Here is a 23,762-nt window from a genome sequence, read left to right on the forward strand (position 1 = left end):
GCTCTATAAGTAGGCGGCGTGGGCCGCTTCAAGGCTGCCCTGGGCACGCAGAATCAGCTCGCAGAACTCGCGGGCGGCACCTTCGCCGCCACGGGCGGTGGTGATGCCATGGGCGTGCTCGCGAACAAACGCCGCCGCATTGGCGACGGCCATGCCCAAGCCCACTCGACGGATCACCGGCAGGTCTGGCAGGTCATCGCCCAAATAGGCGACCTGCTCATAGCTTAGGTTGAGTTGGCCAAGAAGCTCGTCCAGAACCACCAGTTTATCCTCGCGGCCCTGATACAGGTGAGGAATCCCCAGGTTTTGTGCGCGGCGTTCCACAACGGGGGTTTTCCGGCCGCTGATAATCGCCGTTTGCACGCCCGACGCCATCAGCATCTTGATGCCCTGGCCGTCGAGGGTGTTGAACGTCTTGAATTCGCTGCCGTCTTCGAGGAAGTACAGGCGGCCATCGGTCAGCACGCCATCAACGTCGAAAATCGCCAGTTTGATGTTCTTGCCGCGTTGCAGCAGGTCGCTGGTCATTTACATCACTCCCGCACGCAGCAAGTCGTGCATGTTCAGGGCGCCGATCGGGTGGTCATTGCCATCGACCACCACCAGTGCGCCGATCTTGTGGTCTTCCATGATTTTCAAGGCTTCGGCTGCCAGCATCTCGGGACGGGCGGTCTTGCCGTGGGGGGTCATCACCGCGTCGATGGTGGCGGTGTGGATATCAATGGTGCGGTCCAGGGTGCGACGCAGGTCGCCGTCGGTGAAGACCCCGGCCAGGCGGCCGTCGGCTTCCAGGATCACGGTCATGCCCAAGCCCTTGCGGGTCATTTCCATCAGCGCGTCCTTCAGCAAGGTGCCGCGCTGGACGTGGGGCAATTCATCACCGGAATGCATGACGTTTTCCACTTTCAACAGCAGGCGACGGCCCAAGGCGCCACCCGGATGGGAAAACGCGAAGTCTTCCGCGGTAAACCCGCGGGCTTCCAGCAGCGCCACGGCCAGGGCGTCGCCCATCACCAGTGCGGCGGTGGTGGAGGAGGTAGGTGCCAGGTTCAGCGGGCAGGCTTCGTGGGCCACGTGAACATTCAGGTTCACTTCGGCGGCCTTGGCCAGCGTCGAATCCGGATTGCCGGTGAGGCTGATCATCTGGATGCCCAGGCGCTTGATCAGCGGCAGCAGGGTCACGATTTCGTTGGTTGTGCCGGAGTTGGACAGCGCCAGGATAATGTCATCCTTGGTGATCATGCCCATGTCGCCGTGGCTGGCTTCGGCCGGGTGCACGAAAAAAGCGGTGGTCCCGGTGCTGGCCAAGGTGGCGGCGATCTTGTTGCCGACGTGGCCCGACTTGCCCATGCCGACCACGACAACGCGGCCTTTGCTGGCCAGAATCATCTCGCAGGCGCGTACGAAATCTGCGTCGATATGCGCCAGCAAGCCTTCTACGGCTTCAAGCTCGAGGCGGATGGTGCGTTGTGCGGATTGAATAAGGTCGCTGGATTGGCTCATGTCTGAAATCGTATAGCCTGACGAAAAGTCGGCGATTATAGCGGTAATGATCAATTCCCTCACGCTAGTTCGTCAGGGTTTGTTCGCAATGCGCCTGAGATTCATCCTAAGCAACGATTTTTCCCTGTCCCCAATCTGAACAAGCGCTGTTCCGGCCTTGGGCGCCTTGTACCAGCAGTGATATAGTTCGCCGCCAGTTCGGTCCGCCCAGCCCACGTGCCAACTATTGCACAACGGTTGCAAACGTTTGTCGCAAGCGTGGTGTCTGAGTGAGAGGCTGCATCCCAAGGAGTTTAGATGAGTGCCGATAACGCCTACGCGGTCGAGCTGAAGGGACTGACCTTCAAGCGCGGGACGCGCAGCATCTTCAATAACGTCGATATCCGCATTCCGCGCGGCAAGGTCACGGGCATCATGGGGCCTTCCGGTTGCGGCAAGACCACCCTGTTGCGCCTGATGGGCATGCAATTGCGGCCCAGTGCCGGCGAAGTGTGGGTCAATGGCCAGAACCTGCCGACGCTGTCGCGCAGCGACCTGTTCGATGCGCGCAAGCATATGGGCGTGCTGTTCCAGAGCGGTGCGCTGTTTACCGACCTCGACGTGTTCGAGAACGTGGCTTTTCCGCTGCGGGTGCATACCCAACTGTCCGATGAAATGATTCGTGACATTGTGTTGCTGAAACTGCAGGCCGTAGGGCTTCGCGGTGCCATCGACCTGATGCCTGACGAACTGTCCGGCGGCATGAAGCGCCGTGTGGCCCTGGCGCGCGCCATCGCCCTCGACCCGCAAATCCTCATGTATGACGAGCCCTTTGTCGGCCAGGACCCCATCGCCATGGGCGTGCTGGTGCGCTTGATCCGCCTGCTCAATGATGCGCTGGGTATCACCAGCATCGTGGTCTCCCATGACCTTGCAGAAACCGCGAGCATTGCCGATTACCTCTATGTCGTCGGCGATGGCCAGGTGCTGGGGCAGGGCACGCCTGAAGAGCTGATGAACGCCGACAACCCGCGCATTCGCCAATTCATGACCGGCGATCCCGATGGCCCGGTGCCTTTTCACTTTCCGGCAGCGGATTACCGCTCAGATCTTCTGGGGAAGCGCTGATGCGCAAGACATCTCTTATCGAGAAGGTTCGCCTTTTCGGTCGCTCGGGTATCGACATTGTCGAAGTGCTCGGCCGTTCGACGATTTTCCTGTTCCACGCCCTGCTCGGTCGCGGCGGCATTGGTGGCGGCTTTGGCCTGCTTATCAAGCAGCTGCATTCGGTCGGCGTGATGTCCCTGGTGATCATTGTGGTCTCCGGGGTGTTCATCGGCATGGTGCTGGCGTTGCAGGGCTTCAATATTCTTTCCAGCTACGGTTCGGAGCAAGCGGTCGGGCAGATGGTCGCCCTGACGCTGTTGCGTGAACTGGGGCCGGTGGTGACCGCCTTGCTGTTCGCCGGGCGTGCGGGTTCGGCGCTGACTGCCGAAATCGGCAACATGAAGTCCACCGAACAGCTGTCCAGCCTGGAAATGATCGGCGTGGACCCGCTCAAGTACATTGTTGCCCCACGCCTGTGGGCCGGCTTCATTTCCCTGCCACTGCTGGCGATGATCTTCAGCGTGGTGGGTATCTGGGGCGGTTCGTGGGTGGCGGTGGACTGGCTGGGCGTCTACGACGGCTCCTACTGGGCCAACATGCAAAACAGCGTGACCTTCAGCGGTGACGTGCTCAACGGCATCATAAAGAGCATCGTCTTCGCCTTCGTCGTCACCTGGATCGCCGTATTCCAAGGCTACGACTGTGAGCCCACTTCAGAAGGGATCAGTCGCGCCACCACCAAGACCGTTGTGTACGCCTCGCTGGCGGTACTGGGCCTTGACTTCATTTTGACCGCCTTGATGTTTGGAGATTTCTGATGCAAAACCGCACTGTAGAAATCGGTGTCGGCCTTTTCTTGCTGGCTGGCATCCTGGCTTTATTGTTGTTGGCCCTGCGCGTCAGTGGCCTGTCGGCGAGCCCCACCGCCGATACTTATAAACTTTACGCTTACTTCGACAATATCGCCGGTTTGACTGTCAGAGCTAAAGTGACCATGGCCGGTGTGACCATCGGCAAGGTCACGGCAATCGATCTGGACCGCGACAGCTTCACCGGGCGAGTGACCATGCAACTGGACAAGAAGGTAGATAATCTGCCGACTGACTCCACTGCATCTATCCTCACTGCGGGTCTGCTGGGCGAAAAATACATCGGTGTCAGCGTGGGTGGGGAAACAGCCCTGCTCAAGGATGGCTCGACAATCCACGACACACAGTCGTCGCTGGTGCTTGAAGACCTGATCGGTAAATTCCTGCTTAATACGGTCAATAAAGACGCCAAATGAGGAATCTGTTCATGATCTCTACCTTGCGACGTGGCCTGCTGGTGTTGTTGGCAGCGCTGCCGCTGATGGCTAACGCTGCAGGTTCTGCCCACGACCTGGTGCAGGACACGACCAGCAAAATGCTGGCTGACCTGACTGCCAATAAAGAGCAGTACAAGCAAGATCCGAGTAAGTTCTATGACGCGCTCAACACCATTGTCGGCCCGGTCGTCGATGCCGAGGGCATTTCCCGCAGTATCATGACCGTCAAGTATTCGCGCAAGGCGACCCCGGCGCAGATGCAGACCTTCCAGGAAAACTTCAAGCGTGGCCTGTTCCAGTTCTATGGCAATGCGCTGCTTGAGTACAACAACCAGGGCATTACCGTCGCTCCCGCCGGTGATGAGTCCGGTGATCGCACCAGCGTCAACATGAGCGTCAAGGGCAACAACGGCGCCGTCTACCCGGTGCAGTACACCCTGGAGAAGGTCAACGGCGAGTGGAAGCTGCGTAACGTGATCATCAACGGTATCAACATCGGCAAGCTGTTCCGTGATCAGTTCGCCGACGCCATGCAGCGCAATGGCAACGACCTGGACAAGACCATCAATGGTTGGGCCGGTGAAGTCGCCAAGGCCAAGGAAGAAACCGACAAACAAGCTGCCGGGAAGCCTGCGCAATGACCGAGGCGGCTGTTCGTCTAGGCGATGCCGGCGAGCTGTTCATCAGCGGCGTGCTGGATTACCGCACGGGGCCTGACCTGCGCAAGCAGGGTCAGGCACTGATCAAGACCAGCTCCGCCCCCGCGCTGGTGCTGGATTGTTCGGCGGTGACCAAGTCCAGCAGCGTGGGTTTGTCGTTGCTGCTGTGCTTCTTACGCGATGCTGAGGCGGCCAAAAAGCCGGTCAGCATTCGTGCAATGCCCGAAGACATGCGTGAAATCGCCGAAGTTTCCGGGTTGACCGAGCTGCTGGCGCATCCTTAATACACATTATTAGAGAGGCCCCCCGTCAGAGTCCTGCTATGCGGGGTTCGCAGGCGCGGGGCTTTTTTGTATGATGTGCGACCCGCGCGCACTGGGCGCCGATAGAGGTTGAGCATGCAGGCCCTAGAAGTTAAGAGCTTTCTTGAAGGAAAGCTGCCGGAAACGACCGTTGAAGTTGAAGGCGAAGGCTGCAACTTCCAGCTGAACGTGATTAGCGATGAACTGGCGGCATTGAGCCCGGTCAAGCGTCAACAGCAGATCTATGCCCATTTGAACCCGTGGATCACCGATGGCAGCATCCATGCGGTCACTATGAAATTTTTCAGCCGCGCGGCCTGGGCCGAGCGCACCTGAGCCCCCAAGGCGTCGAGATTCTTATGGATAAATTGATTATTACCGGCGGTGCCCGCCTTGATGGCGAGATTCGCATCTCCGGTGCAAAAAACTCCGCCTTGCCGATCCTGGCAGCGACCCTGCTGTGCGATGGCCCGGTCACCGTGGCCAACCTGCCGCACCTGCACGACATCACTACCATGATCGAGCTGTTCGGTCGAATGGGCATTGAGCCGGTGATCGACGAGAAGTTGGCCGTCGAAATCGACCCGCGCACCATCAAGACCCTGATCGCCCCGTACGAACTGGTGAAAACCATGCGTGCGTCGATCCTGGTGCTGGGCCCTATGGTTGCCCGTTTCGGTGAAGCCGAAGTCGCCCTGCCTGGCGGTTGCGCCATCGGCTCGCGTCCGGTGGACCTGCACATCCGTGGCCTTGAAGCCATGGGCGCAGTCATCGACGTCGAAGGCGGCTACATCAAGGCCAAGGCGCCGGAAGGCGGCCTGCGTGGCGCGAACTTCTTCTTTGATACCGTCAGCGTGACCGGTACCGAGAACATCATGATGGCCGCTGCCCTGGCCAAAGGCCGCAGCGTGCTGCAGAACGCCGCGCGCGAGCCGGAAGTGGTCGACCTGGCCAACTTCCTGAACGCCATGGGTGCCAAGGTTTCCGGTGCCGGCACCGACACCATCACCATCGATGGTGTAGAGCGCCTGCACACCGCAACCTACAAAGTGATGCCGGACCGCATCGAGACCGGCACCTACCTGGTTGCCGCCGCCGTGACCGGTGGCCGCGTCAAGGTCAAGGACACCGATCCGACCATCCTGGAAGCGGTCCTGGAAAAACTGCGCGAAGCCGGTGCCGAAATCACTACTGGCGAAGACTGGATCGAGCTGAACATGCACGGCAAGCGTCCTAAAGCCGTCAACGTGCGAACCGCTCCGTACCCGGCGTTCCCGACCGACATGCAGGCGCAGTTCATCTCGTTGAACGCCATTGCTGAAGGCACCGGTGCCGTGATCGAGACCATCTTCGAAAACCGCTTCATGCACGTGTATGAACTGCACCGCATGGGCGCGAAGATCCAGGTCGAAGGCAACACCGCCATCGTCACCGGCACCGAGAAACTCAAGGGCGCGCCAGTGATGGCCACCGACCTGCGGGCTTCGGCCAGCTTGGTGATCTCGGCGCTGATCGCCGAAGGCGACACCTTGATCGACCGCATCTACCACATAGACCGTGGCTACGAGTGCATCGAGGAAAAACTGCAGATGCTCGGCGCAAAAATCCGCCGCGTACCGGGCTAGTCCCCGGAGTGACCTGTGGCGAGGGAGCTTGCTCCCGCTGGAGTGCGAAGCGCTCCCAAGATTTTTGGGGCCGCTTCGCGACCCAGCGGGACGGTTCGACGTTTCGACAAGCTCCCTCGCCACAGGGCTGTGCTTGCTGTTAGCTGAATTTGTTCCAAATCGAGGCTGTCATGGCCTCGATCTGTGTCCGGCGCCGTTTGCGACCGGGCAGCAATAGCCTGATGAAGGACTGACGTTTCCCATGTTGACCATCGCACTGTCCAAGGGCCGCATCCTTGACGACACTTTGCCGCTTCTGGCTGAAGCGGGCATCGTGCCGACCGAGAATCCGGACAAGAGCCGCAAGCTGATCATCCCCACGACCCAGGACGACGTTCGCCTGTTGATCGTGCGGGCTACCGACGTGCCGACCTACGTTGAACATGGCGCGGCCGACCTCGGTGTCGCCGGTAAGGACGTGCTGATGGAATACGGCGGCCAGGGCCTGTACGAGCCGTTGGACCTGCGTATCGCCCTGTGCAAGCTGATGACCGCCGGCCGTGTTGGCGACGTCGAGCCTAAAGGCCGCCTGCGCGTCGCGACCAAGTTCGTCAACGTTGCCAAGCGTTACTACGCCGAACAGGGTCGTCAGGTCGACATCATCAAACTCTACGGTTCGATGGAGCTGGCGCCGCTGATCGGCCTGGCTGACAAGATCATCGACGTGGTCGACACCGGCAACACCCTGCGTGCCAACGGCCTCGAGCCGCAAGACTTCATTGCCGACATCAGCTCCCGCCTGATCGTCAACAAAGCCTCGATGAAGATGCAGCACGCCCGTATCCAGGCGTTGATCGACACCCTGCGCAAGGCAGTGGAGTCGCGACACCGCGGTTGACTTACCCGCGTAGCCGGAAGGCTGCGCCCGTCTATCCGCCTCATAGCCAGAATTCTCAGGTGCCCAAGCGGAAACGACTGCTAGTTTAGGGCGCCTGAGTTTTTGCCAATTCTATTGAGGCCCTCGCTATGACCACGTCCACTGCAATTGCCCGACTCAACGCTGCCGACCCGGATTTCGCCCATCATCTGGATCATCTGCTGAGCTGGGAAAGCGTGTCCGACGAGTCGGTCAACGGGCGAGTGCTCGACATCATCAAGGCCGTACGCGAGCGCGGTGATGCGGCGCTGGTGGACTTCACCCGCCAGTTCGATGGCCTGGACGTCGCGTCGATGTCCGACCTGATCCTGCCCCGCGAACGCCTGGAGCTGGCCCTGACGCGCATCACTGCACCTCAGCGCGAAGCCCTGGAAGTCGCGGCGGCACGGGTGCGCAGCTACCACGAAAAGCAGAAACAAGACTCCTGGAGCTACACCGAGGCCGACGGCACCGTGCTGGGCCAGAAGGTCACGCCGCTGGACCGTGCCGGCTTGTACGTGCCAGGCGGTAAAGCTTCCTACCCGTCGTCGGTATTGATGAACGCCATCCCGGCCAAAGTGGCAGGCGTGACCGAAGTGGTCATGGTGGTGCCGACTCCGCGTGGTGAAATCAACGAATTGGTGCTGGCCGCCGCCTGCATCGCCGGTGTCGACCGCGTGTTCACCATCGGTGGCGCCCAGGCCGTCGCCGCCTTGGCTTATGGCACCGAAAGCGTGCCGAAGGTCGACAAGGTGGTCGGCCCTGGCAATATCTACGTCGCCACCGCCAAGCGTCACGTGTTTGGCCAGGTCGGTATCGACATGATCGCCGGCCCGTCGGAAATCCTCGTGGTGTGCGACGGCCAAACCGATCCGGACTGGATCGCCATGGACCTGTTCTCCCAGGCCGAGCACGACGAAGACGCCCAGGCGATCCTGGTCAGCCCGGACGCCGCGTTCCTCGACCAGGTCGCCGCCAGCATCAACAAGTTGCTGCCGACCATGGACCGCGCCGAGATCATCGAGAAGTCGATCAATGGCCGTGGCGCGTTGATCCTGGTGCGTGACATGGAGCAGGCCATCGAAGTGGCCAACCGCATCGCGCCGGAGCACTTGGAGCTGTCCGTCGCCGATCCACAAGCCTGGCTGCCGTCGATCCGCCATGCCGGTGCGATCTTCATGGGCCGCCACACCAGCGAAGCCCTGGGCGACTACTGCGCGGGCCCGAACCACGTGCTGCCGACGTCCGGCACTGCGCGTTTCTCGTCGCCGCTGGGGGTGTATGACTTCCAGAAGCGTTCATCGATCATCTTCTGTTCGCCACAGGGTGCCTCCGAGCTGGGCAAGACCGCCTCGGTGCTGGCCCGTGGTGAATCCCTGAGCGCCCACGCCCGTAGCGCCGAATACCGCATCCTTGAAGAGAAGGGGAACTGAGACATGAGCAAATTCTGGAGCCCTTTCGTCAAGGACCTCGTGCCTTACGTGCCCGGCGAGCAACCCAAGCTGACCAAACTGGTCAAGCTCAACACCAATGAAAACCCCTACGGCCCATCGCCCAAGGCGTTGGCGGCGATGCAGGCGGAGTTGAACGACAACCTGCGCCTGTACCCGGACCCCAACAGCGACCTGCTCAAGCAGGCAGTCGCCAAGTATTACGGGATCGATGCTAGCAAGGTGTTCCTCGGCAACGGTTCCGACGAAGTCCTGGCCCATATCTTCCACGGCCTGTTCCAACACGACCTGCCGCTGCTGTTCCCGGACATCAGCTACAGCTTCTACCCGGTGTATTGCGGCCTTTATGGCATTCAATCCGACCCGGTGCCGCTGAACGAGCAGTTCCAGATTCGTGTGGCGGACTACGCCAAGCCCAACGGTGGGATCATTTTCCCCAATCCGAACGCGCCGACCGGCACCGTGCTGGCGCTGGATGCGGTCGAGCAGATCCTCAAGGCCAGCCCGGATTCGGTGGTGGTGGTTGATGAAGCCTATATCGACTTCGGCGGCGAAACCGCGATCAGCCTGGTGGACCGTTACCCGAACCTGCTGGTGACCCAGACCCTGTCCAAATCGCGCTCACTGGCCGGTTTGCGCGTGGGCCTGGCCGTGGGCCATCCGGACCTGATCGAGGCGCTGGAGCGCGTCAAGAACAGCTTCAACTCCTATCCGCTGGATCGCCTGGCGATTGTCGGTGCGGCGGCGGCGTTCGAGGACCGTGAGTATTTCGACAAGACGTGTCAGTTGGTGATCGACAGCCGCGACAAGGTGGTCGGGCAGTTGGAGGCGAAGGGCTTTGAAGTGTTGCCGTCGGCAGCGAACTTTATCTTTGCTCGTCACCCCAAGCACGACGCTGCCGGCCTGGCGGCCAAATTGCGCGAGCAAGGTGTGATCGTGCGGCACTTCAAGCAGGCGCGGATTGCGCAGTTCCTGCGGATCAGCATTGGTACGCCGGAGCAGAACCAGGCGTTGATCGATGGCCTTGGTGAGCTGTAACACCGACGCTTGAAACAAAAATGGGAGCCTGTGGGCTCCCATTTTTATTGGTTCAACCGTCAGATCAACGGCTCATCCGGCTTCTTGTTCTTCCAACCATCATTGCCCGGCAGCAGCAGGTTCAAGCCAATCGCTACCACCGCACACAGGGCGATGCCCTTGAGGCCGAAATCATCCGGGCCGGTGCCGGTGCCGACCAGCACACCGCCAATCCCGAATACCAATGTCACCGACACGATCACCAGGTTGCGCGCTTCACCCAGGTCGATCTTGTGGCGGATCAGCGTGTTCATGCCCACCGCCGCGATCGAACCGAACAGCAGGCACAGTATCCCGCCCATCACCGGCACGGGGATGCTCTGCAGCAGTGCGCCGAACTTGCCGATGAACGCCAGGCTGATGGCAAACACCGCCGCCCAGGTCATGATTTTCGGGTTGTAGTTCTTGGTCAGCATCACCGCGCCAGTCACTTCCGCGTAGGTCGTGTTAGGCGGGCCACCAAACAGGCCGGCGGCCGTGGTGGCAATACCGTCGCCCAGCAGGGTGCGATGCAGGCCGGGCTTCTTCAGGTAGTCGCGACCGGTCACGCTGCCGACCGCAATCACACCACCGATATGCTCGATTGCCGGGGCCAGGGCCACCGGGACGATGAACAGGATCGCCTGCCAGTTGAATTCCGGCGCGGTGAAGTGGGGCAGGGCGAACCATGGTGCGGCGGCGATCTTCGCCGTGTCGACCACGCCAAAGTAGAACGACATGGCAAAACCCACCAGCACGCCGGAGATGATCGGCACCAGGCGGAAAATACCTTTGCCGAACACCGCCACGATCAACGTGGTCAGCAGCGCTGGCATCGAGATCATCATTGCCGTCTGGTAGTGAATCAGCTCGGCACCATCGCCGGCTTTACCCATCGCCATATTGGCGGCGATGGGCGCCATGGCCAGGCCGATGGAAATAATCACCGGCCCGATCACCACGGGCGGCAGCAGCCGGTCAATGAAACCGGTGCCTTTGACCTTCACCGCCAGACCCAGGAAGGTATAAACGAAACCGGCCGCCATCACGCCGCCCATGGTCGCCGCGAGGCCGAATTGGCCCTTGGCGAGAATGATCGGTGTGATAAACGCAAAGCTCGACGCCAGGAATACCGGCACCTGCCGCCCTGTCACCACCTGGAACAGCAACGTGCCCAGGCCCGCGGTGAACAGTGCGACGTTTGGATCAAGACCTGTGATCAGCGGCATCAACACCAGCGCGCCAAATGCCACGAAGAGCATTTGTGCGCCAGACAGGATCTGGCGCCAAAGCGGGTCGTTGAATTCATCCTGCATGCTCACGCGTCCTTCTGCTTGGTGCCGAAGATCTTGTCACCGGCATCGCCCAGGCCTGGGATGATGTAGCCGTGTTCGTTCAGGCGCTCGTCGATGGATGCGGTGTAGATCTGCACGTCCGGGTGGGCCTTCTCGACGGCCGCAATGCCTTCGGGCGCAGCGACGAGAACCATGGCGCGGATGTCCCGGCAACCGGCTTTTTTCAGCAGGTCGATGGTGGCAACCATGGAACTGCCGGTGGCCAGCATCGGGTCGATGATCATCGCCAGGCGCTCGTTGATTTCCGGAACGAGTTTTTCCAGGTAGGTGTGGGCCTCCAGCGTCTCTTCATTGCGGGCTACGCCCACGGCGCTGACCTTGGCGCCCGGGATCAGGCTGAGAACGCCTTCGAGCATGCCGATACCGGCGCGCAGGATCGGGACCACGGTGATTTTCTTACCAGCGATTTTCTCCACCTGGACGGGACCGGCCCAACCGGGGATCTCGTAGGTTTCCAGGGGCAAATCCTTGGTGGCTTCGTAAGTGAGCAACGCTCCGACTTCCTGAGCAAGCTCACGGAAGTTCTTCGTGCTAATGTCGGCGCGGCGCATAAGGCCGAGCTTGTGTCGGATCAGCGGGTGGCGGATCTCGCGAGTGGGCATGGGAAAGGCTCCGGCGGCGGGCAAAAAAACCGGCCTAGATTAATCTATCCGAGGGTGTTGTCCTATAGACATCTAGTACGTTAGTCCATTAAGGCTTGCTCGGAGCGCACGAGAAGCGTACCTTCGCCCGCTTTTCTTGCCACAGCACCCCCTTGGAGAGCGCCATGTCCGCTGATCTCGAGCATATCCGTCAAATCATGCGCGAGGCTGACTGCCTGTACACCGAAGCGCAAGTCGAAGAGGCGATCGCCAAGGTCGGCGCGCACATCACCCGCGAAATGGCCGACACCAACCCGGTGGTCTTCTGCGTGATGAACGGTGGCCTGATCTTCGCCGGCAAATTGCTGACTCACCTGCAATTCCCGCTGGAAGCCTCCTACCTGCACGCCACCCGTTATCGCAACGAAACCAGCGGCGGCGACCTGTTCTGGAAAGCCAAGCCGGAAGTTTCGTTTATCGACCGCGACGTGCTGATCATCGACGACATTCTCGATGAGGGCCATACCCTGGGCGCGATCATCGACTTCTGCAAACACGCCGGCGCGCGCAACGTGCACACCGCCGTGCTGATTGACAAAGACCACAACCGCAAAGCCCGCCCAGACCTGAAGGCCGATTACGTCGGCCTGCCGTGCATCGACCGCTATATCTTCGGTTACGGCATGGATTACAAGGGCTACTGGCGCAACGCCAACGGTATCTACGCCGTCAAAGGCATGTAAACGTGCTTGAGGTGCAGGGGCGGCATGCTAGAGTGCCTGGCCCTGCGCCTGGAGCCTTTCATGAGCCTGTTGATACGCACCTGCGCCGCCCTGGCGCTGACCCTCAGTTTGCCTCTGGCCGCCGCGCCGGCACCGATGCACAGCCAATTCCTGCCGTCGGACGATCTGGCCCTGCGTGCCGAAACGCCCGATCAGCAACAACTGCTGCAAGTCACCGAGTATGCGGTGGTAGTCGGCAACCAGCGCCAGTCCAGCCAGCAGCCGATCCCGGTGACCTCGCCGCTGATGATCCGCCTCAAGGGCAAGTCCCTGAACAAAGGCGCGTCTATCGCCCAAGTGGTGCTCAATTTCGACGCCGAAAGCAAAAGCCTGAAAAAACCGGCCTACGATGACAAGAGCAAAACCCTGACACTGTCCTACCCGGTTGCTCAATACCGCGTGATTGTCGACCTGCTACGCAATGACGCCGTGTATGTGCAGTTTCTCAGTTATGCCAACGGGCATATCTGGGCGGATCTGCACACGGGTGCTGTAAAGGCCAGGTAGCCCCGCCTACACAAGCCCGCGCCCCGCAGGTAGACTTCAAACCCCGTGTAAATGTCTGCAGGCTGGAGTCGGTAATGCGTAAAGATAAGAAACAGGTGATTGGTGACGAGATCGGCGACGATCAGATCAAGTTGTTCCTGGACTTCGAGCCGGTCGACGCGGCTTCCCCGTCCCTGCACAAACTGATCAAGGCCTACCGTGGCCTGCGTATCGACGATTTCGAGCGGTTCCTGGGCTTTTTCAAGGAAGCGGGCCTGGACCTCGACGGCAAGGATGAGCATGGCGAGACCTTCGTCGACCTGATCAAGGACCAGCGCAACGCGGACGAGTACATCGAACTGATCGAAAACGCTCGCGGCTGATTATCCAAGACATAAAAAAACGCCCCGTTCTCAGGTTGAGAGCGGGGCGTTTTTCATGGTGCCTCAAGCGTAGCTTTCGGTCTCGGCGGCAGGTTCAACCAGCTCCAGGCTGATGTTGTTCTGCGCGTTGATCTTGCGATACAGCTCGGCGTCCGTCTCCAGGACCTTTTCCCGTGCCGGGAAAATTTCCTGCAGCTTGGCGGCCCATTCACCCGCCGCTTTGCCTGGAAAGCACTTCTCGATCAATTCCAGCATGATCGAAACGGTCACCGAGGCACCCGGGGACGCGCCCAGCAGTGCAGCCAGCGAGCCATCTTTGGCCGCGACCAGCTCAGTGCCGAATTGCAGCACGCCGCCTTTTTTCGGGTCTTTCTTGATGATCTGCACCCGTTGGCCGGCCACTTCCAGGCGCCAGTCTTCGGCTTTTGCCTCCGGGTAGAAACGACGCAGGGATTCCAGGCGCTGTTCCATGGACTGGCGTACCTCGCTGACTAGGTACTTGGTCAGGTCCATGTTGTCGCGGGCCACGGCGAGCATCGGGCCGATGTTGCCGGCGCGAATCGACATCGGCAGGTCGAGGAACGAGCCGTGCTTGAGGAACTTGGTGGTGAAACCGGCGTATGGCCCGAACAGCAGGGACTTCTTGCCATCCACCACGCGGGTGTCCAGGTGCGGCACGGACATCGGTGGCGAGCCCACGGCAGCCTGGCTGTAGACCTTGGCCTGGTGGTGCTTGACCACGTCCGGGTTGTCGCAACGCAGCCACTGGCCGCTGACCGGGAAGCCGCCAAAACCTTTGCTTTCTTCGATGCCCGAGGCCTGCAGCAGCGGCAGGGCCGCGCCGCCGGCGCCGAGGAACACGAACTTGGCGTCCACTTCACGGCTGTTGCCGCTGTTGACGTCCTTGATGCTCACGGTCCAGCCCGCGCCGTTGCGCTTGAGGCCGGTGACGCGCTTGCAGTACTTGACCTGGGCGTCGGGCGAGCTGGTCAAGTGGCTGAGCAGTTGGTTGGTCAGCGCGCCGAAGTTGACGTCGGTGCCGTTCATCACGCGGGTGGCCGCGATTTTTTCGTCGAGCGGGCGGCCCGGCATCATCAGCGGCATCCACTCGGCCATTTCGCTACGGTCTTCGGTGTAGTGCATGTCCGAAAACGCGTGGTGCTGGCTGAGGGATTCAAAGCGCTTCTTGAGGAAGTCCACGCCTTTTTCGCCCTGCACGAAGCTCAGGTGCGGCACCGGGCTGATAAAGGACTTGGACGAGCCAAAGGTGCCCTTTTTGGTCAGGTACGCCCAGAACTGCTTCGACACCTCGAACTGGGTGTTGATGTGCACGGCTTTCTTGATGTCGATGGAGCCATCGGCGGCCTGCGGCGTGTAGTTCAGCTCACACAGCCCGGCGTGGCCGGTCCCGGCGTTGTTCCACGGGTTGGAACTTTCCGCGGCACCCGAATCCATCAGCTCAACGACTTCCAGCTTGAGGCCGGGGTCGAGCTCTTTGAGCAGTACGGCCAGGGTGGCACTCATGATGCCGGCCCCTACCAGTACTACGTCGACTGCTTCGTTATGCGCCATTTAACGCGTCTCCAAAATCTGCAGCACCAAATTGACGGCATGGCTGCCAGGAGTGACGGGGCGGTTCACGTGTTGCCCCAGGTTACCCATGGCCAGGATCGCCATGTCCGATTCGCAATTCTTTGCATGTTCAGCGCACGCTTCCTGCCGAGCTAATCTGCCTATGAACGCATTCATGGGCGCCTGTGGCAATTCGACTTATGGTCAAAGCGTGCGATTCATGCAACCAATCCGTAGCGGACAGGCTCAAGCTCCGGTTTTTAAGGCGTGCTCGGTCCTGTGTGGTTGGGCTGTTCCAGACGCTGATGGTGCTTGTACAAACGCCAAACTATTCATTTGCTCGCCACACTCTTGTGAAGTTGTGAAAACCCGTTTTTTCACGCTCTTTTGAAGACGTGAACCTCAAAAAAGGGCTGCCCCAGCCTGGCACCTGGCCCCTAGCCGACACGCGGCAAAACGGGCAAACAACTCAAGTGGCCGAGCGCAATGGCAGCTCTGGCAGATTCGGTAAAGGCGGGTGGTTTGCAAAGAAAACAGCAAGCGCGCCAGCTTCACTCGATCTGTGTGGGCGGCTCTCTGTGGGCGATTGGGGGGTTAGTGCCGAGGCATTAACGATGCTGCGAGGCCCGATCAGGAGACGTCCTTATAATCGGGGGGAGATTGTAGCGAAGAACGCCAGGGAAATGGGCGTGTTTTATGACTTTTATTAGGCGTTCGGTCAGGCGGCCAACGGCTGATGCCGGGGCGACCGCGCAGGACGTGGGCTGACGCGGGCACGGGCCGGCAGCGGGTGGTGCATCCAGCTCAGGCGGATTTCATCGATTTCTACCCAACCGTCGCCAACAGGCGGCTGGCTGCACTCTTTGAAGGCCTGGCAACGACCTTGCACATCGAGCAGGGCGAACTGACGAAGGGCGGGCTTGCGCGTAAACAATGACCAGAGAAAATGCATGGGGATCAACCTCCTGAGATTGGGACCCAGCATGCCTGGCCGGGATGACGAGCCCATGTAACGGGTGTGACATATCGGTGACATCGAACCGCCGCCCAGCCAACCGGTCTCAGGTTGTAACTGATGCTAGTTCCCCGCAGTGGCGCCCCGCTATACTGCCGGCCTGTCGGATCCTGATTTCTGGAGAGAAGCGCATGTTGCAACGCCTGTTGTTCGGTTTGATCACTGTGACCAGTTTGACGCTGGTTGGCTGCGCCAACAGCCCGCAACAACTGACCCCTGAGCCGAAAATCACCACGCAGCTGGCCCCAGTGGGCCACGGCCAGCCGGTGTCGGTGCGGGTGGTGGATGGTCGTCCGTCGCCGACCCTCGGCTCGCGCGGTGGCCTGTACCCGGAAACCGCCCTGGTCTCGGTGAATGCCCAGGACGTGCTGCCCAAGCTGCAGGCCCAGGCTGAAGCCGCTGTGCGACTGCTGGGTTTCACCCCTAGCCCCAACGCACCGGGTGCGCCGCAGCTGACCATCACCCTGGCTGAACTGAAGTATCAGTCGCCTAAAGACGGCCTGTACGTGACCGAAGCGTCCATCAGCGCGACCTTCAAGTCCGACGTCAGCGCCGGCACCCGCCGCTACAGCGGTCGCTACGGTGCGTCGCTGAACCAGCGCTTCGGCATGTCGCCGAACCAGGAAACCAACACCAAGCTGGTCAGCGACGTCCTCAGTGATGCCCTGACCCGACTGTTCAAGGATCCAAGCATCGGTTCGTTGCTCAGCTCGCAATAAGCGATCCAGCAAAAAGCCGGGCTCAGTGATGAGCCCGGCTTTTTTTCGTCTCCAGTTTCATGCGGCGCTGTCGATACAGAAATCCAGCAGGCTCACCCCTGTGAGTAGATCGGTCTCCGGCAGGTCCGCATGCTGGTGTCCGCCGAGGGCGCAATACACCAGCCAGTGGCGGTCCTGGACGTTGAAGGCGAGGCCGCCGACCAGTGCTTCTTGCTCATCACTTTGGGCGATCAGGTACAGCCGATCCTGGTTTTGCGCGTGCAGCATGACAAGCTCCTAAGCGTCGAAGGGCAACAGAGTGGCTTGTTAAGGTGACGTTCAGGTGACGGCGTAAATTACTGGATACATTACCCGTCAATGGGGGAGGGAGCATTTACGGCGCCGGAGGCCACTATCGTTCAGGTTTGTATCTGAACCGATACCAAAACACTGTTTTACCGAGGTTTGCGATGGCGCTGCCCGCATTATTGACCAATGTTGTTGCGTTAGCAGTGGCCTGTCCGGGCGCTGCGCTGCTGTTCCTTACTCGCCTGCGCGAACAGCGCGCACTGGCCGACCTGACCGCGCAAGGTGAAGACCGTGCGATCGACCAACCGATGTTGTTTCTGGATGTGCGCACCGAACGGGCGCATCGTCTGGCTTACCGCACCGGGTTTGCCTGCCTTGGGCTGGCGCTGGCCATCTCCTGGCTCAGCACCCGTCTCTAAGCCTTACAGGGCAATCCCGGCCTTGACCCGATACTGATTGCGCACCGGCGTTGCATATTGCACCACCAGGAAGGGTCGGTGCTCGGCCGGGCATTCGCTCAAGCGTCGCTCCCACTCCGCCTTGGCCTTGGCCAGTTCGTCCGCCGGGAACACTTCGGCGGCGGTCGGCACCTGCAATTGCGGGTCGGCATCGCTCCACTGGGCGTAGGCCAGGTAATGCACCGGGAACAGGCGATAACCGCCGAGAATCTGCCGGTCCATCTCTGCGGCCAGCAGCTTGGTGTCTTCGAAGCGCTCAGTGATCGGCGGTGCAAAGTTCACGTGCACCCGACCTTTGTAGCCGGTGATGCCCAGGGCAATGCTCACGTCATCCTCGCCCGGCGCCTTGCTGTAGGTGCCGGTGGTGGCGCGGATGTACAGTTCGCGGGCCTTGGCTGAATCGCACGGGTCGTATTCGTAGCTGATGGACACCGGCGTCAGGTTCAGCGACTGGATCACCTCGGCAAACGGCTCATCCTTGCGGCTGACGTGGAACATCTTGAGGATCGCCGACTCGGTGCGATCATCCCCATCCTTGGCGCGCCCTTCGGCCTGGGCGATCCAGATCGACGCACCGTCGTTGCGGATTGAATGGTTGATGTACGCCGACAGCAGCTGATACGCCGCCATCTTCTCTTTGCGCCCGGTGATCGAGCGGTGCACGATGAAGCTCTTGTTCAGGCGCATCAGGTCGCTGACAAACGGCTTTTGCAACAGGTTGTCGCCGATGGCGATACGCGGTGTCGGCAGGCCGGCATGGTACACGGCATAGTTGACGAAGGCCGGGTCCATCACGATATCGCGATGGTTGGCCAGGAACAGGTAAGCCGTGCCGGACTTGAGCTGCTCGACGCCCGTGTAGGTCACGCCGTCGGTCGCCCGATCAATGGTGTGGTCGACGTAGTACTCGACTTTGTCCTGCAGCGTGGCCACGGTGGTGACGCCAGCGAACTCGCGGCGCAGTTTGCGGGCGATCATCGGCTTGAGCAGCCAGCCCAGGGCGCCGGCAAAGCGCGGGAAGCGGAAGTGGGTCAGGATGTCCAGAAAGGCCTTGTCACTGAACAGACGTGCCAGCACTGCCGGGACTTCGCTGTCGTTGTAAGGTCGGATGGTATCGAATTCGCCCATCATGCTCTCTTGTTAGAAACGGCTAGGGTAAGTAAAGGGAATACCAGGGGGCGGACTGAGGAATGGCCTCAGCCGAAAATAGCCCTGTCAATAGACCGGCGATTATACGCACAAGTCACCTTGGAGGCTGCGATGCTGGAAAACGCGACGTACGATTGTCCTTATTGCGGTGAAGTGGTCGAGACAACTGTGGATTTGTCCGGTGGTGACCAGACCTATATAGAAGACTGCCAGGTCTGTTGCCGGCCGATCATTTTCGATCTGCAGGTACATGGGGAAGAGTGGATGCTCGAAACCCGAAGCGAAAACGAATAACGGATACACCCATGCAGCGAATCTACGAACCGGAAAACCTGATGGAAGGCGAGTTGCTGCAACAGATGCTCGCCAGCGAAGGCATCGAGGCGCATCTGGTGGGCCGTCATTTGCTCGGCGGCACCGGCGAATTGCCTATTTTCGGCCTGCTGGGCCTGGAGGTGGACAACGACCGCGCCATGGACGCCCGCGAGCTGATTACTGCCTATATCGGCGCACAACCGCTGCCCGGTGATGAACCCGACAGCTTCCCCGATGTGCTGGTCTGTTAGGCTGTCGGTCGGTTTACCCAAGAGTCGTGTTGCCCCATGTGTGGACGTTATGCCCTGTTTCGCTGGAACCCCGCCTTTGCTGCCTTGCCGGGCTTCCCGGCCGACCAGCAGGCCCAGTGGAATATTTCCCCGAATGATTCGGTGCTGATCCAGCGCGTCACCGACGGTCAGCGCACCCTGGCCCGCGCCCGCTGGGGCCTCACGCCGCCGTGGTTGACCGATCTTTCCCGCACGCCCGCCCATGCCCGCGCCGAAACCCTGGCCGAACAACCGATGTTCCGCGAAGCATTCCGCCAGCGCCGTTGCCTGCTGCCCGCCAATGGGTTCTACGAATGGCGCGGCACCCAGCGCAAACGTCCGTACTGGCTGACGCCGGGGGAGGGCTCCACGTTGTTTTTTGCCGCGATCTGGGAAGCGTATCCGGTGCAGGAACAGGTGTGGCTGAGTACGGCGGTGGTGACCCAGGCCGCGCAGGCCCAGCGTCGCCCGCTGATTCTGGATGACGCCGGGCAGGCAGCCTGGCTCGATCCCGAGACGCCGTTGCATGTATTGCAAGGCCTGCTGGCCAGTGAACCCGTCGCGTTGCGCGAACGGGTGCTGGCCAACATGGTCAACGATCCCAAGCTCAATGGGCCGGAGTGCCTGACCCCGGCTTAGACCTTGAACTGATTGATCAGCCGGCGCTGCTGCTCCGCCAGCTTGGTCAAGTCCGCACTGGCCGCGCTGGACTCATCCGCGCCGCCCGCCACTTCATTGGCCACCTGGCCGATATTGATCACGTTACGGTTAATGTCCTCGGCCACCGCGCTCTGTTCCTCGGCGGCACTGGCGATCTGGGTGTTCATGTCGTTGATCACCGAGACGGCCTGGGTGATCGTCTCCAGCGCTTCGGCCGCCTTGGCTGCGTGTTGCACGCTTTCATCGGTGCGGTTCTGGCTGTCCTCCATCACCCGCACCACGTCCCGCGTGCCTTGTTGCAACTGCTGGATCATGGTCTGGATTTCTTCGGTGGCTTTTTGGGTCTTCTGCGCCAGGTTGCGCACTTCGTCGGCGACCACCGCAAATCCACGACCTTGCTCACCGGCCCGTGCTGCTTCGATGGCGGCGTTGAGCGCCAGCAGGTTGGTCTGTTCGGCAATCCCGCGAATCGCGGTGAGGATGGCGTTGATGTTCTCGCTGTCCTTGGCCAGGGTTTGCACCACGCTCACCGCTTTGCCGATTTCCTCGGCCAGCGCGCCGATGGAGGTGGAGGTATCGCGCACGATGCGCATGCCTTGGCTCGCGGCCTGGTCGGCATGGCTGGCAGCTTGGGCGGCCTGGGTGGCGTTGCGTGCAACGTCTTGCGCAGTGGCGGTCATTTCATGCACAGCGGTGGCGACTTGATCGATTTCCACCATCTGCTTATGCACGCCCTGATTGGTACGGATCGCGATGTCGGCGGTGTGTTCCGAGGAATCGCTGACCTTCTGCACCGAACTCACCACCTGGGTGATCATGCCCTGCAGCTTGATCAAAAAGGTGTTGAAGCCGGTGGCAATCGCACCGAGTTCATCGGCACGGTCACTGGTCAGGCGACGTGTCAGGTCACCTTCGCCTTGGGCGATGTCATTGAGCATGGCGACCATTTGCTTGAGCGGACGGGCAATGCCGTGGCCGACCAGCCAGATCACCAACAGGCCGATACCGGCGATCAACAGACCGGCGATGGTCATGCCGAAAATGTCGGTCTTGCGCTGGGCTTCCAGGTCGCTTTGCAGCTTCTGCGAATCAGCCATCACGGCGCTGAGCGGTAGTTGCAGCATCAGCGTCCAGCGCGCGTCGGCCTGGCCGATATTGAACGGCAGGAACAGCTCGATGTGCCCGTGTTCCTTGTCGATGTCGTAGCGCACTTCGCCGACTTTCAGTTGGCCTAGGTTCGCCAGTTCGTTGCTGTCGAGCAGGTCGCTGGCTTTTTCGCCGAGTTTACTGGCGTCTTTGGTATAGGCCACCAGGCGGCCGTTGCTGGAGATCAGCGCCAGTTCACCCGCGCCGTTGTAGAGCTTTTGATCGGCGCTGGTGAGCATGTCCTGGATGAAGTTCACCGACAAGTCGGCACCGACGATGCCTTGGAACGTCCCGTCGATCATGATCGGCTCGATGAACGAAGCCAGCATCACCATCGCATTGCCCACCTTATAAGGGGCGGGGTCAATGGCGCAGGCCTTTTTGTTTTCCTTGGAGCACAGGTAGTACTCACTGGCGCGTACGCCGGTGGAGAGGATGTTTTGGTCGTTGACGTCGGCAAGCTTGTCCAGGCCCAGGCTGCCATCGGCGTTGCGATACCACCACGGCAGGAAGCGGCCGTCGGCGGCCATGCCGACAATGGGGCGGTTCACATAGGCTGCGTCGTTGTGATCGATCGCATTGGGCTCCCAGCCAATGTAGGCGCCGAGGATCTTCGGGTTGCGCACCACGGTTTCATGCAGCAGGTTGATCAATTGCTCTCGGCCGACTTGCAGGGCCGGCTCGCCCTTGGCGTCTTTCATGCCGAGCAGGGCGTTGGCGGTGGCCAGGCTCTTGGCGGTCACCAGCGGTGCTTCGAGTTCGCGCTGGATCAGGGTGGCCTGGGTCTGGGCCAGGGCGGTCAGGCGTTGCTCGATGATCTGTTCAAACTGCACCTGGGTGCGATCCTGCACCATCTCTTGGGTCCGCGCTCCGGCAAACAAGGCGTACAGCACCAGCACCGCGACCACGCTCAGGACAATCGCCCCGGCCAGTGCCGCGACGGAAAATTGGATCGACTTGAATTTCATGAAGGCTCCGGGCGCAGGGGAGAGAATCCGCCTTTTTGTATCGGCCACGGGCGCGCAGGGCATTAGGGCTTGTCCTACAAAAATGTTTGGAGTGTCGCAAATGGAATGCCCGCCGCCGTTGTGGGTGCGGTGGGATGTATCTGAAAATCAGCGGTTACACGTCTGGTGTATCTGGCGTCGATACAAACGAGCGCCTACGATACGCGCCATGTTTTAAGGGCGTGTTTTCAGGGAGAGGTTCATGAAGAAGTCATTGGCAGTTAGCGGCCTGGTTGCAGCGATGCTGCTGGTCGGGTGTCAGTCGGTCAACACCACCAGCGGCGGCGCCGTTGGGGTTGAGCGCAAGCAGTACATGTTCAGCATGCTGTCGAGCCAGGAAGTCGACCAGATGTATGCCCAGTCGTACCAGCAGACGTTGGGCGAAGCCAATAGCAAAGGCCAGGTGGACAAGACCAGTGCCAACGCCAAGCGCGTGCAGGCCATCGCCAACCGCTTGATCGCCCAGGCGCCGACCTTCCGTGCGGATGCCGCGCAATGGAAGTGGGAAGTGAACCTGATCAAGAGCGACGAGATGAACGCCAACTGCGGGCCTGGCGGCAAGATCTTCGTGTACAGCGCCTTGATCGACAACCTCAAGCTCACCGATGACGAACTGGCTGCCGTGATGGGCCATGAAATCGCCCACGCCTTGCGTGAACACGGCCGTGAAGCCATGTCCAAGGCCTACGGCATCGAGATGGCCAAGCAGGGCGCCGGTGCCTTGTTCGGCCTCGGCCAGGACAGCCTGGCATTGGCCGATACCGTGGCCAACTACGGCATGACCTTGCCCAACAGCCGCAGCAATGAAAACGAAGCGGACCTGATCGGCCTGGAACTGTCGGCCCGTGCCGGCTACAACCCTAACGCTGCCATCACCTTGTGGAACAAAATGGCTAAAGCCTCGGAAGGTGCGCCGCCGGAGTTCATGAGTACCCACCCGGCTTCTGACAGCCGAATAGCCTCGTTGCAGGCGGCGATTCCGAAGGTGATGCCGCTGTACCAGCAGGCCAAAAAGTCCTGAAGGGTTGAGGGTTCCCATGCCGGGCATGGGAACCCTCATCGGTTTAGATCCAACCGCTGCTCTGCATGGCCTTGTAAACCGCCACAATCGCCAGGATGAAGAACGCCGACGCCGCCAGTCGACGAATCAGCGTCAACGGCAGTTTCTCCGCCGCAAAATTCCCCGCCAAGACCACCGGCACGTTGGCAATCAGCATGCCCAGGGTCGTCCCGATAATCACCAGCCACAACTCCGGGTACTGCGCCGCCAGCATCACCGTAGCGATTTGCGTCTTGTCACCGATTTCCGCGAGGAAGAACGCGATCAGCGTGGTCAGGAACGGACCGAATTTGCGCGTGGTACTGGCTTCGTCATCGTCGAGTTTGTCGGGCACCAGGGTCCACAAGGCTGTGGCGCAGAAGCTCGCCGCGAGGATCCAGTGCAACACCGCATCCGAGAAGAAACTGCCGAACCAGGCGCCCACGGCACCGGCGGCCGCATGGTTGGCCAGGGTCGCGGCGACGATGCCGGCGATGATCGGCCAGGGTTTGCGAAAGCGTGCGGCCAGGATGAGCGCGAGCAGTTGCGTCTTGTCGCCGATTTCGGCCAAGGCAACGATTGCGGTAGGAACGAGTAGTGAATCCAGCATCAGGTAGGTTTCCAGGGGCGGGTCGACACGGCTATGACACGTACA

29 protein-coding genes are annotated in these 23,762 nt (G+C 60.7%); 19 read left to right on the forward strand and 10 right to left on the reverse strand.

The features are described 5' to 3' along the window. Positions 1 to 3 precede the first annotated feature (3 nt). Together H096_RS14690 and H096_RS14695 are read right to left on the reverse strand one after the other, a co-directional pair. Entirely contained in the window at positions 4 to 528 is a 525-nt protein-coding gene (locus H096_RS14690; protein WP_010213109.1) for an HAD family hydrolase, read from the reverse strand. Next, positions 529 to 1,503 carry a KpsF/GutQ family sugar-phosphate isomerase gene (locus tag H096_RS14695; protein WP_033899378.1) on the reverse strand — a complete coding sequence of 325 codons (975 nt, stop codon included), beginning with the start codon at positions 1,501 to 1,503 and terminating at the stop codon, positions 529 to 531. It lies immediately after the preceding gene. A gap of 297 nt (positions 1,504 to 1,800) precedes the next feature. Here H096_RS14695 and H096_RS14700 point away from each other — a divergent pair, with 297 nt between their 5' ends. The 10 genes from H096_RS14700 to hisC all read left to right on the forward strand — a co-directional run bounded on the left by H096_RS14700 (position 1,801) and on the right by hisC (position 9,865). Beyond that, on the forward strand, positions 1,801 to 2,610 hold the full coding sequence (locus H096_RS14700; RefSeq protein ID WP_003171811.1) for an ATP-binding cassette domain-containing protein: 810 nt from the start codon (positions 1,801 to 1,803) through the stop codon (positions 2,608 to 2,610). Continuing rightward, entirely contained in the window at positions 2,610 to 3,407 is a 798-nt protein-coding gene (gene mlaE / locus H096_RS14705; RefSeq protein WP_010213107.1) for a lipid asymmetry maintenance ABC transporter permease subunit MlaE, read from the forward strand. Before H096_RS14700 ends, mlaE begins: the two co-directional genes overlap by 1 nt. After that, positions 3,407 to 3,874 carry an outer membrane lipid asymmetry maintenance protein MlaD gene (mlaD, locus tag H096_RS14710; RefSeq protein WP_003171814.1) on the forward strand — a complete coding sequence of 156 codons (468 nt, stop codon included), beginning with the start codon at positions 3,407 to 3,409 and terminating at the stop codon, positions 3,872 to 3,874. The genes mlaE and mlaD overlap by 1 nt, the downstream gene beginning before the upstream one ends. Before the next feature lie 11 nt (positions 3,875 to 3,885). Continuing rightward, positions 3,886 to 4,536, forward strand: coding sequence for an ABC transporter substrate-binding protein (locus tag H096_RS14715; RefSeq protein ID WP_033899382.1), 651 nt, complete (start codon positions 3,886 to 3,888; stop codon positions 4,534 to 4,536). After that, the gene (locus tag H096_RS14720) at positions 4,533 to 4,838 is read left to right on the forward strand and encodes an STAS domain-containing protein (protein WP_033899385.1); all 306 of its coding nucleotides are present in this window, start codon (positions 4,533 to 4,535) and stop codon (positions 4,836 to 4,838) included. The genes H096_RS14715 and H096_RS14720 overlap by 4 nt, the downstream gene beginning before the upstream one ends. Before the next feature lie 114 nt (positions 4,839 to 4,952). After that, entirely contained in the window at positions 4,953 to 5,192 is a 240-nt protein-coding gene (locus H096_RS14725) for a BolA family protein (RefSeq protein WP_003188597.1), read from the forward strand. A gap of 23 nt (positions 5,193 to 5,215) precedes the next feature. Continuing rightward, on the forward strand, positions 5,216 to 6,481 hold the full coding sequence (murA, locus tag H096_RS14730; RefSeq protein WP_010213103.1) for a UDP-N-acetylglucosamine 1-carboxyvinyltransferase: 1,266 nt from the start codon (positions 5,216 to 5,218) through the stop codon (positions 6,479 to 6,481). A 241-nt stretch (positions 6,482 to 6,722) separates the two neighbouring features. Further along, a complete protein-coding gene (gene hisG, locus H096_RS14735) occupies positions 6,723 to 7,358 on the forward strand; it encodes an ATP phosphoribosyltransferase (RefSeq protein ID WP_003188599.1) in 636 nt (211 codons plus the stop codon). Between the two features lie 128 nt (positions 7,359 to 7,486). Further along, positions 7,487 to 8,809, forward strand: coding sequence for a histidinol dehydrogenase (hisD, locus tag H096_RS14740; protein WP_033899389.1), 1,323 nt, complete (start codon positions 7,487 to 7,489; stop codon positions 8,807 to 8,809). Positions 8,810 to 8,812: 3 nt separating this feature from the next. Continuing rightward, positions 8,813 to 9,865: a histidinol-phosphate transaminase gene (hisC, locus tag H096_RS14745; RefSeq protein WP_033899391.1), complete on the forward strand. Its 1,053-nt coding sequence runs from the start codon at positions 8,813 to 8,815 to the stop codon at positions 9,863 to 9,865. Positions 9,866 to 9,924: 59 nt separating this feature from the next. On the opposite strand, the gene H096_RS14750 is transcribed toward hisC, so the two are convergent. Both H096_RS14750 and upp read right to left on the reverse strand, forming a co-directional pair. Further along, a complete protein-coding gene (locus H096_RS14750) occupies positions 9,925 to 11,199 on the reverse strand; it encodes a uracil-xanthine permease family protein (RefSeq protein ID WP_016976596.1) in 1,275 nt (424 codons plus the stop codon). 2 nt (positions 11,200 to 11,201) lie between these two features. Further along, positions 11,202 to 11,840, reverse strand: a complete 639-nt coding sequence (gene upp / locus H096_RS14755) for a uracil phosphoribosyltransferase (RefSeq protein WP_010213094.1) — start codon at positions 11,838 to 11,840, stop codon at positions 11,202 to 11,204. Positions 11,841 to 12,004: 164 nt separating this feature from the next. On the opposite strand from upp, the gene H096_RS14760 reads away from it, so the two are divergent. From H096_RS14760 to H096_RS14770, 3 genes are all read left to right on the forward strand, one after another. Then, positions 12,005 to 12,562, forward strand: coding sequence for a hypoxanthine-guanine phosphoribosyltransferase (locus tag H096_RS14760; RefSeq protein ID WP_033899394.1), 558 nt, complete (start codon positions 12,005 to 12,007; stop codon positions 12,560 to 12,562). Between the two features lie 60 nt (positions 12,563 to 12,622). Next, positions 12,623 to 13,108: a hypothetical protein gene (locus H096_RS14765; RefSeq protein WP_033899591.1), complete on the forward strand. Its 486-nt coding sequence runs from the start codon at positions 12,623 to 12,625 to the stop codon at positions 13,106 to 13,108. Between the two features lie 74 nt (positions 13,109 to 13,182). Beyond that, complete coding sequence (locus H096_RS14770) at positions 13,183 to 13,470, forward strand: PA4642 family protein (RefSeq protein WP_033899396.1); 288 nt, start codon at positions 13,183 to 13,185, stop codon at positions 13,468 to 13,470. 63 nt (positions 13,471 to 13,533) lie between these two features. On the opposite strand, the gene mqo is transcribed toward H096_RS14770, so the two are convergent. After that, positions 13,534 to 15,042: a malate dehydrogenase (quinone) gene (gene mqo, locus H096_RS14775; protein ID WP_033899397.1), complete on the reverse strand. Its 1,509-nt coding sequence runs from the start codon at positions 15,040 to 15,042 to the stop codon at positions 13,534 to 13,536. Between the two features lie 718 nt (positions 15,043 to 15,760). After that, on the reverse strand, positions 15,761 to 15,994 hold the full coding sequence (locus H096_RS14780; RefSeq protein WP_033899399.1) for a hypothetical protein: 234 nt from the start codon (positions 15,992 to 15,994) through the stop codon (positions 15,761 to 15,763). A gap of 194 nt (positions 15,995 to 16,188) precedes the next feature. Here H096_RS14780 and H096_RS14785 point away from each other — a divergent pair, with 194 nt between their 5' ends. Continuing rightward, entirely contained in the window at positions 16,189 to 16,776 is a 588-nt protein-coding gene (locus H096_RS14785) for a YajG family lipoprotein (protein WP_033899402.1), read from the forward strand. Positions 16,777 to 16,833: 57 nt separating this feature from the next. Here H096_RS14785 and H096_RS14790 read toward each other — a convergent pair whose 3' ends face one another. After that, complete coding sequence (locus H096_RS14790; RefSeq protein WP_033899405.1) at positions 16,834 to 17,043, reverse strand: hypothetical protein; 210 nt, start codon at positions 17,041 to 17,043, stop codon at positions 16,834 to 16,836. 182 nt (positions 17,044 to 17,225) lie between these two features. On the opposite strand from H096_RS14790, the gene H096_RS14795 reads away from it, so the two are divergent. Then, positions 17,226 to 17,483, forward strand: a complete 258-nt coding sequence (locus tag H096_RS14795) for a hypothetical protein (protein ID WP_033899407.1) — start codon at positions 17,226 to 17,228, stop codon at positions 17,481 to 17,483. A gap of 3 nt (positions 17,484 to 17,486) precedes the next feature. Here the strand turns inward: H096_RS14795 and H096_RS14800 are convergent, their stop codons facing one another. Then, the gene (locus H096_RS14800) at positions 17,487 to 18,650 is read right to left on the reverse strand and encodes a 1-acyl-sn-glycerol-3-phosphate acyltransferase (RefSeq protein ID WP_191983006.1); all 1,164 of its coding nucleotides are present in this window, start codon (positions 18,648 to 18,650) and stop codon (positions 17,487 to 17,489) included. 132 nt (positions 18,651 to 18,782) lie between these two features. Here H096_RS14800 and H096_RS14805 point away from each other — a divergent pair, with 132 nt between their 5' ends. From H096_RS14805 to H096_RS14815, 3 genes are read left to right on the forward strand one after another with little or no spacing between them, the layout of a single operon-like run. Continuing rightward, positions 18,783 to 18,965 carry a CPXCG motif-containing cysteine-rich protein gene (locus H096_RS14805; protein WP_010213079.1) on the forward strand — a complete coding sequence of 61 codons (183 nt, stop codon included), beginning with the start codon at positions 18,783 to 18,785 and terminating at the stop codon, positions 18,963 to 18,965. A gap of 11 nt (positions 18,966 to 18,976) precedes the next feature. Continuing rightward, complete coding sequence (locus H096_RS14810; protein ID WP_033899411.1) at positions 18,977 to 19,237, forward strand: DUF2007 domain-containing protein; 261 nt, start codon at positions 18,977 to 18,979, stop codon at positions 19,235 to 19,237. A 36-nt stretch (positions 19,238 to 19,273) separates the two neighbouring features. Continuing rightward, the gene (locus H096_RS14815; protein WP_033899414.1) at positions 19,274 to 19,894 is read left to right on the forward strand and encodes an SOS response-associated peptidase; all 621 of its coding nucleotides are present in this window, start codon (positions 19,274 to 19,276) and stop codon (positions 19,892 to 19,894) included. Here H096_RS14815 and H096_RS14820 read toward each other — a convergent pair. Beyond that, complete coding sequence (locus H096_RS14820) at positions 19,891 to 22,029, reverse strand: methyl-accepting chemotaxis protein (protein ID WP_033899417.1); 2,139 nt, start codon at positions 22,027 to 22,029, stop codon at positions 19,891 to 19,893. The two genes, H096_RS14815 and H096_RS14820, sit on opposite strands and share 4 nt — an antisense overlap. A gap of 241 nt (positions 22,030 to 22,270) precedes the next feature. Here H096_RS14820 and H096_RS14825 point away from each other — a divergent pair, with 241 nt between their 5' ends. Next, positions 22,271 to 23,089, forward strand: a complete 819-nt coding sequence (locus tag H096_RS14825) for a M48 family metallopeptidase (protein ID WP_033899419.1) — start codon at positions 22,271 to 22,273, stop codon at positions 23,087 to 23,089. A 43-nt stretch (positions 23,090 to 23,132) separates the two neighbouring features. On the opposite strand, the gene H096_RS14830 is transcribed toward H096_RS14825, so the two are convergent. After that, on the reverse strand, positions 23,133 to 23,717 hold the full coding sequence (locus H096_RS14830; protein WP_016978300.1) for a TMEM165/GDT1 family protein: 585 nt from the start codon (positions 23,715 to 23,717) through the stop codon (positions 23,133 to 23,135). Positions 23,718 to 23,762 lie beyond the last annotated feature (45 nt).

The sequence above is a fragment of the Pseudomonas sp. FH1 genome (genome assembly GCF_000510895.2).
GTDB classification, from domain to species: Bacteria; Pseudomonadota; Gammaproteobacteria; order Pseudomonadales; family Pseudomonadaceae; genus Aquipseudomonas; species Aquipseudomonas azotoformans_A.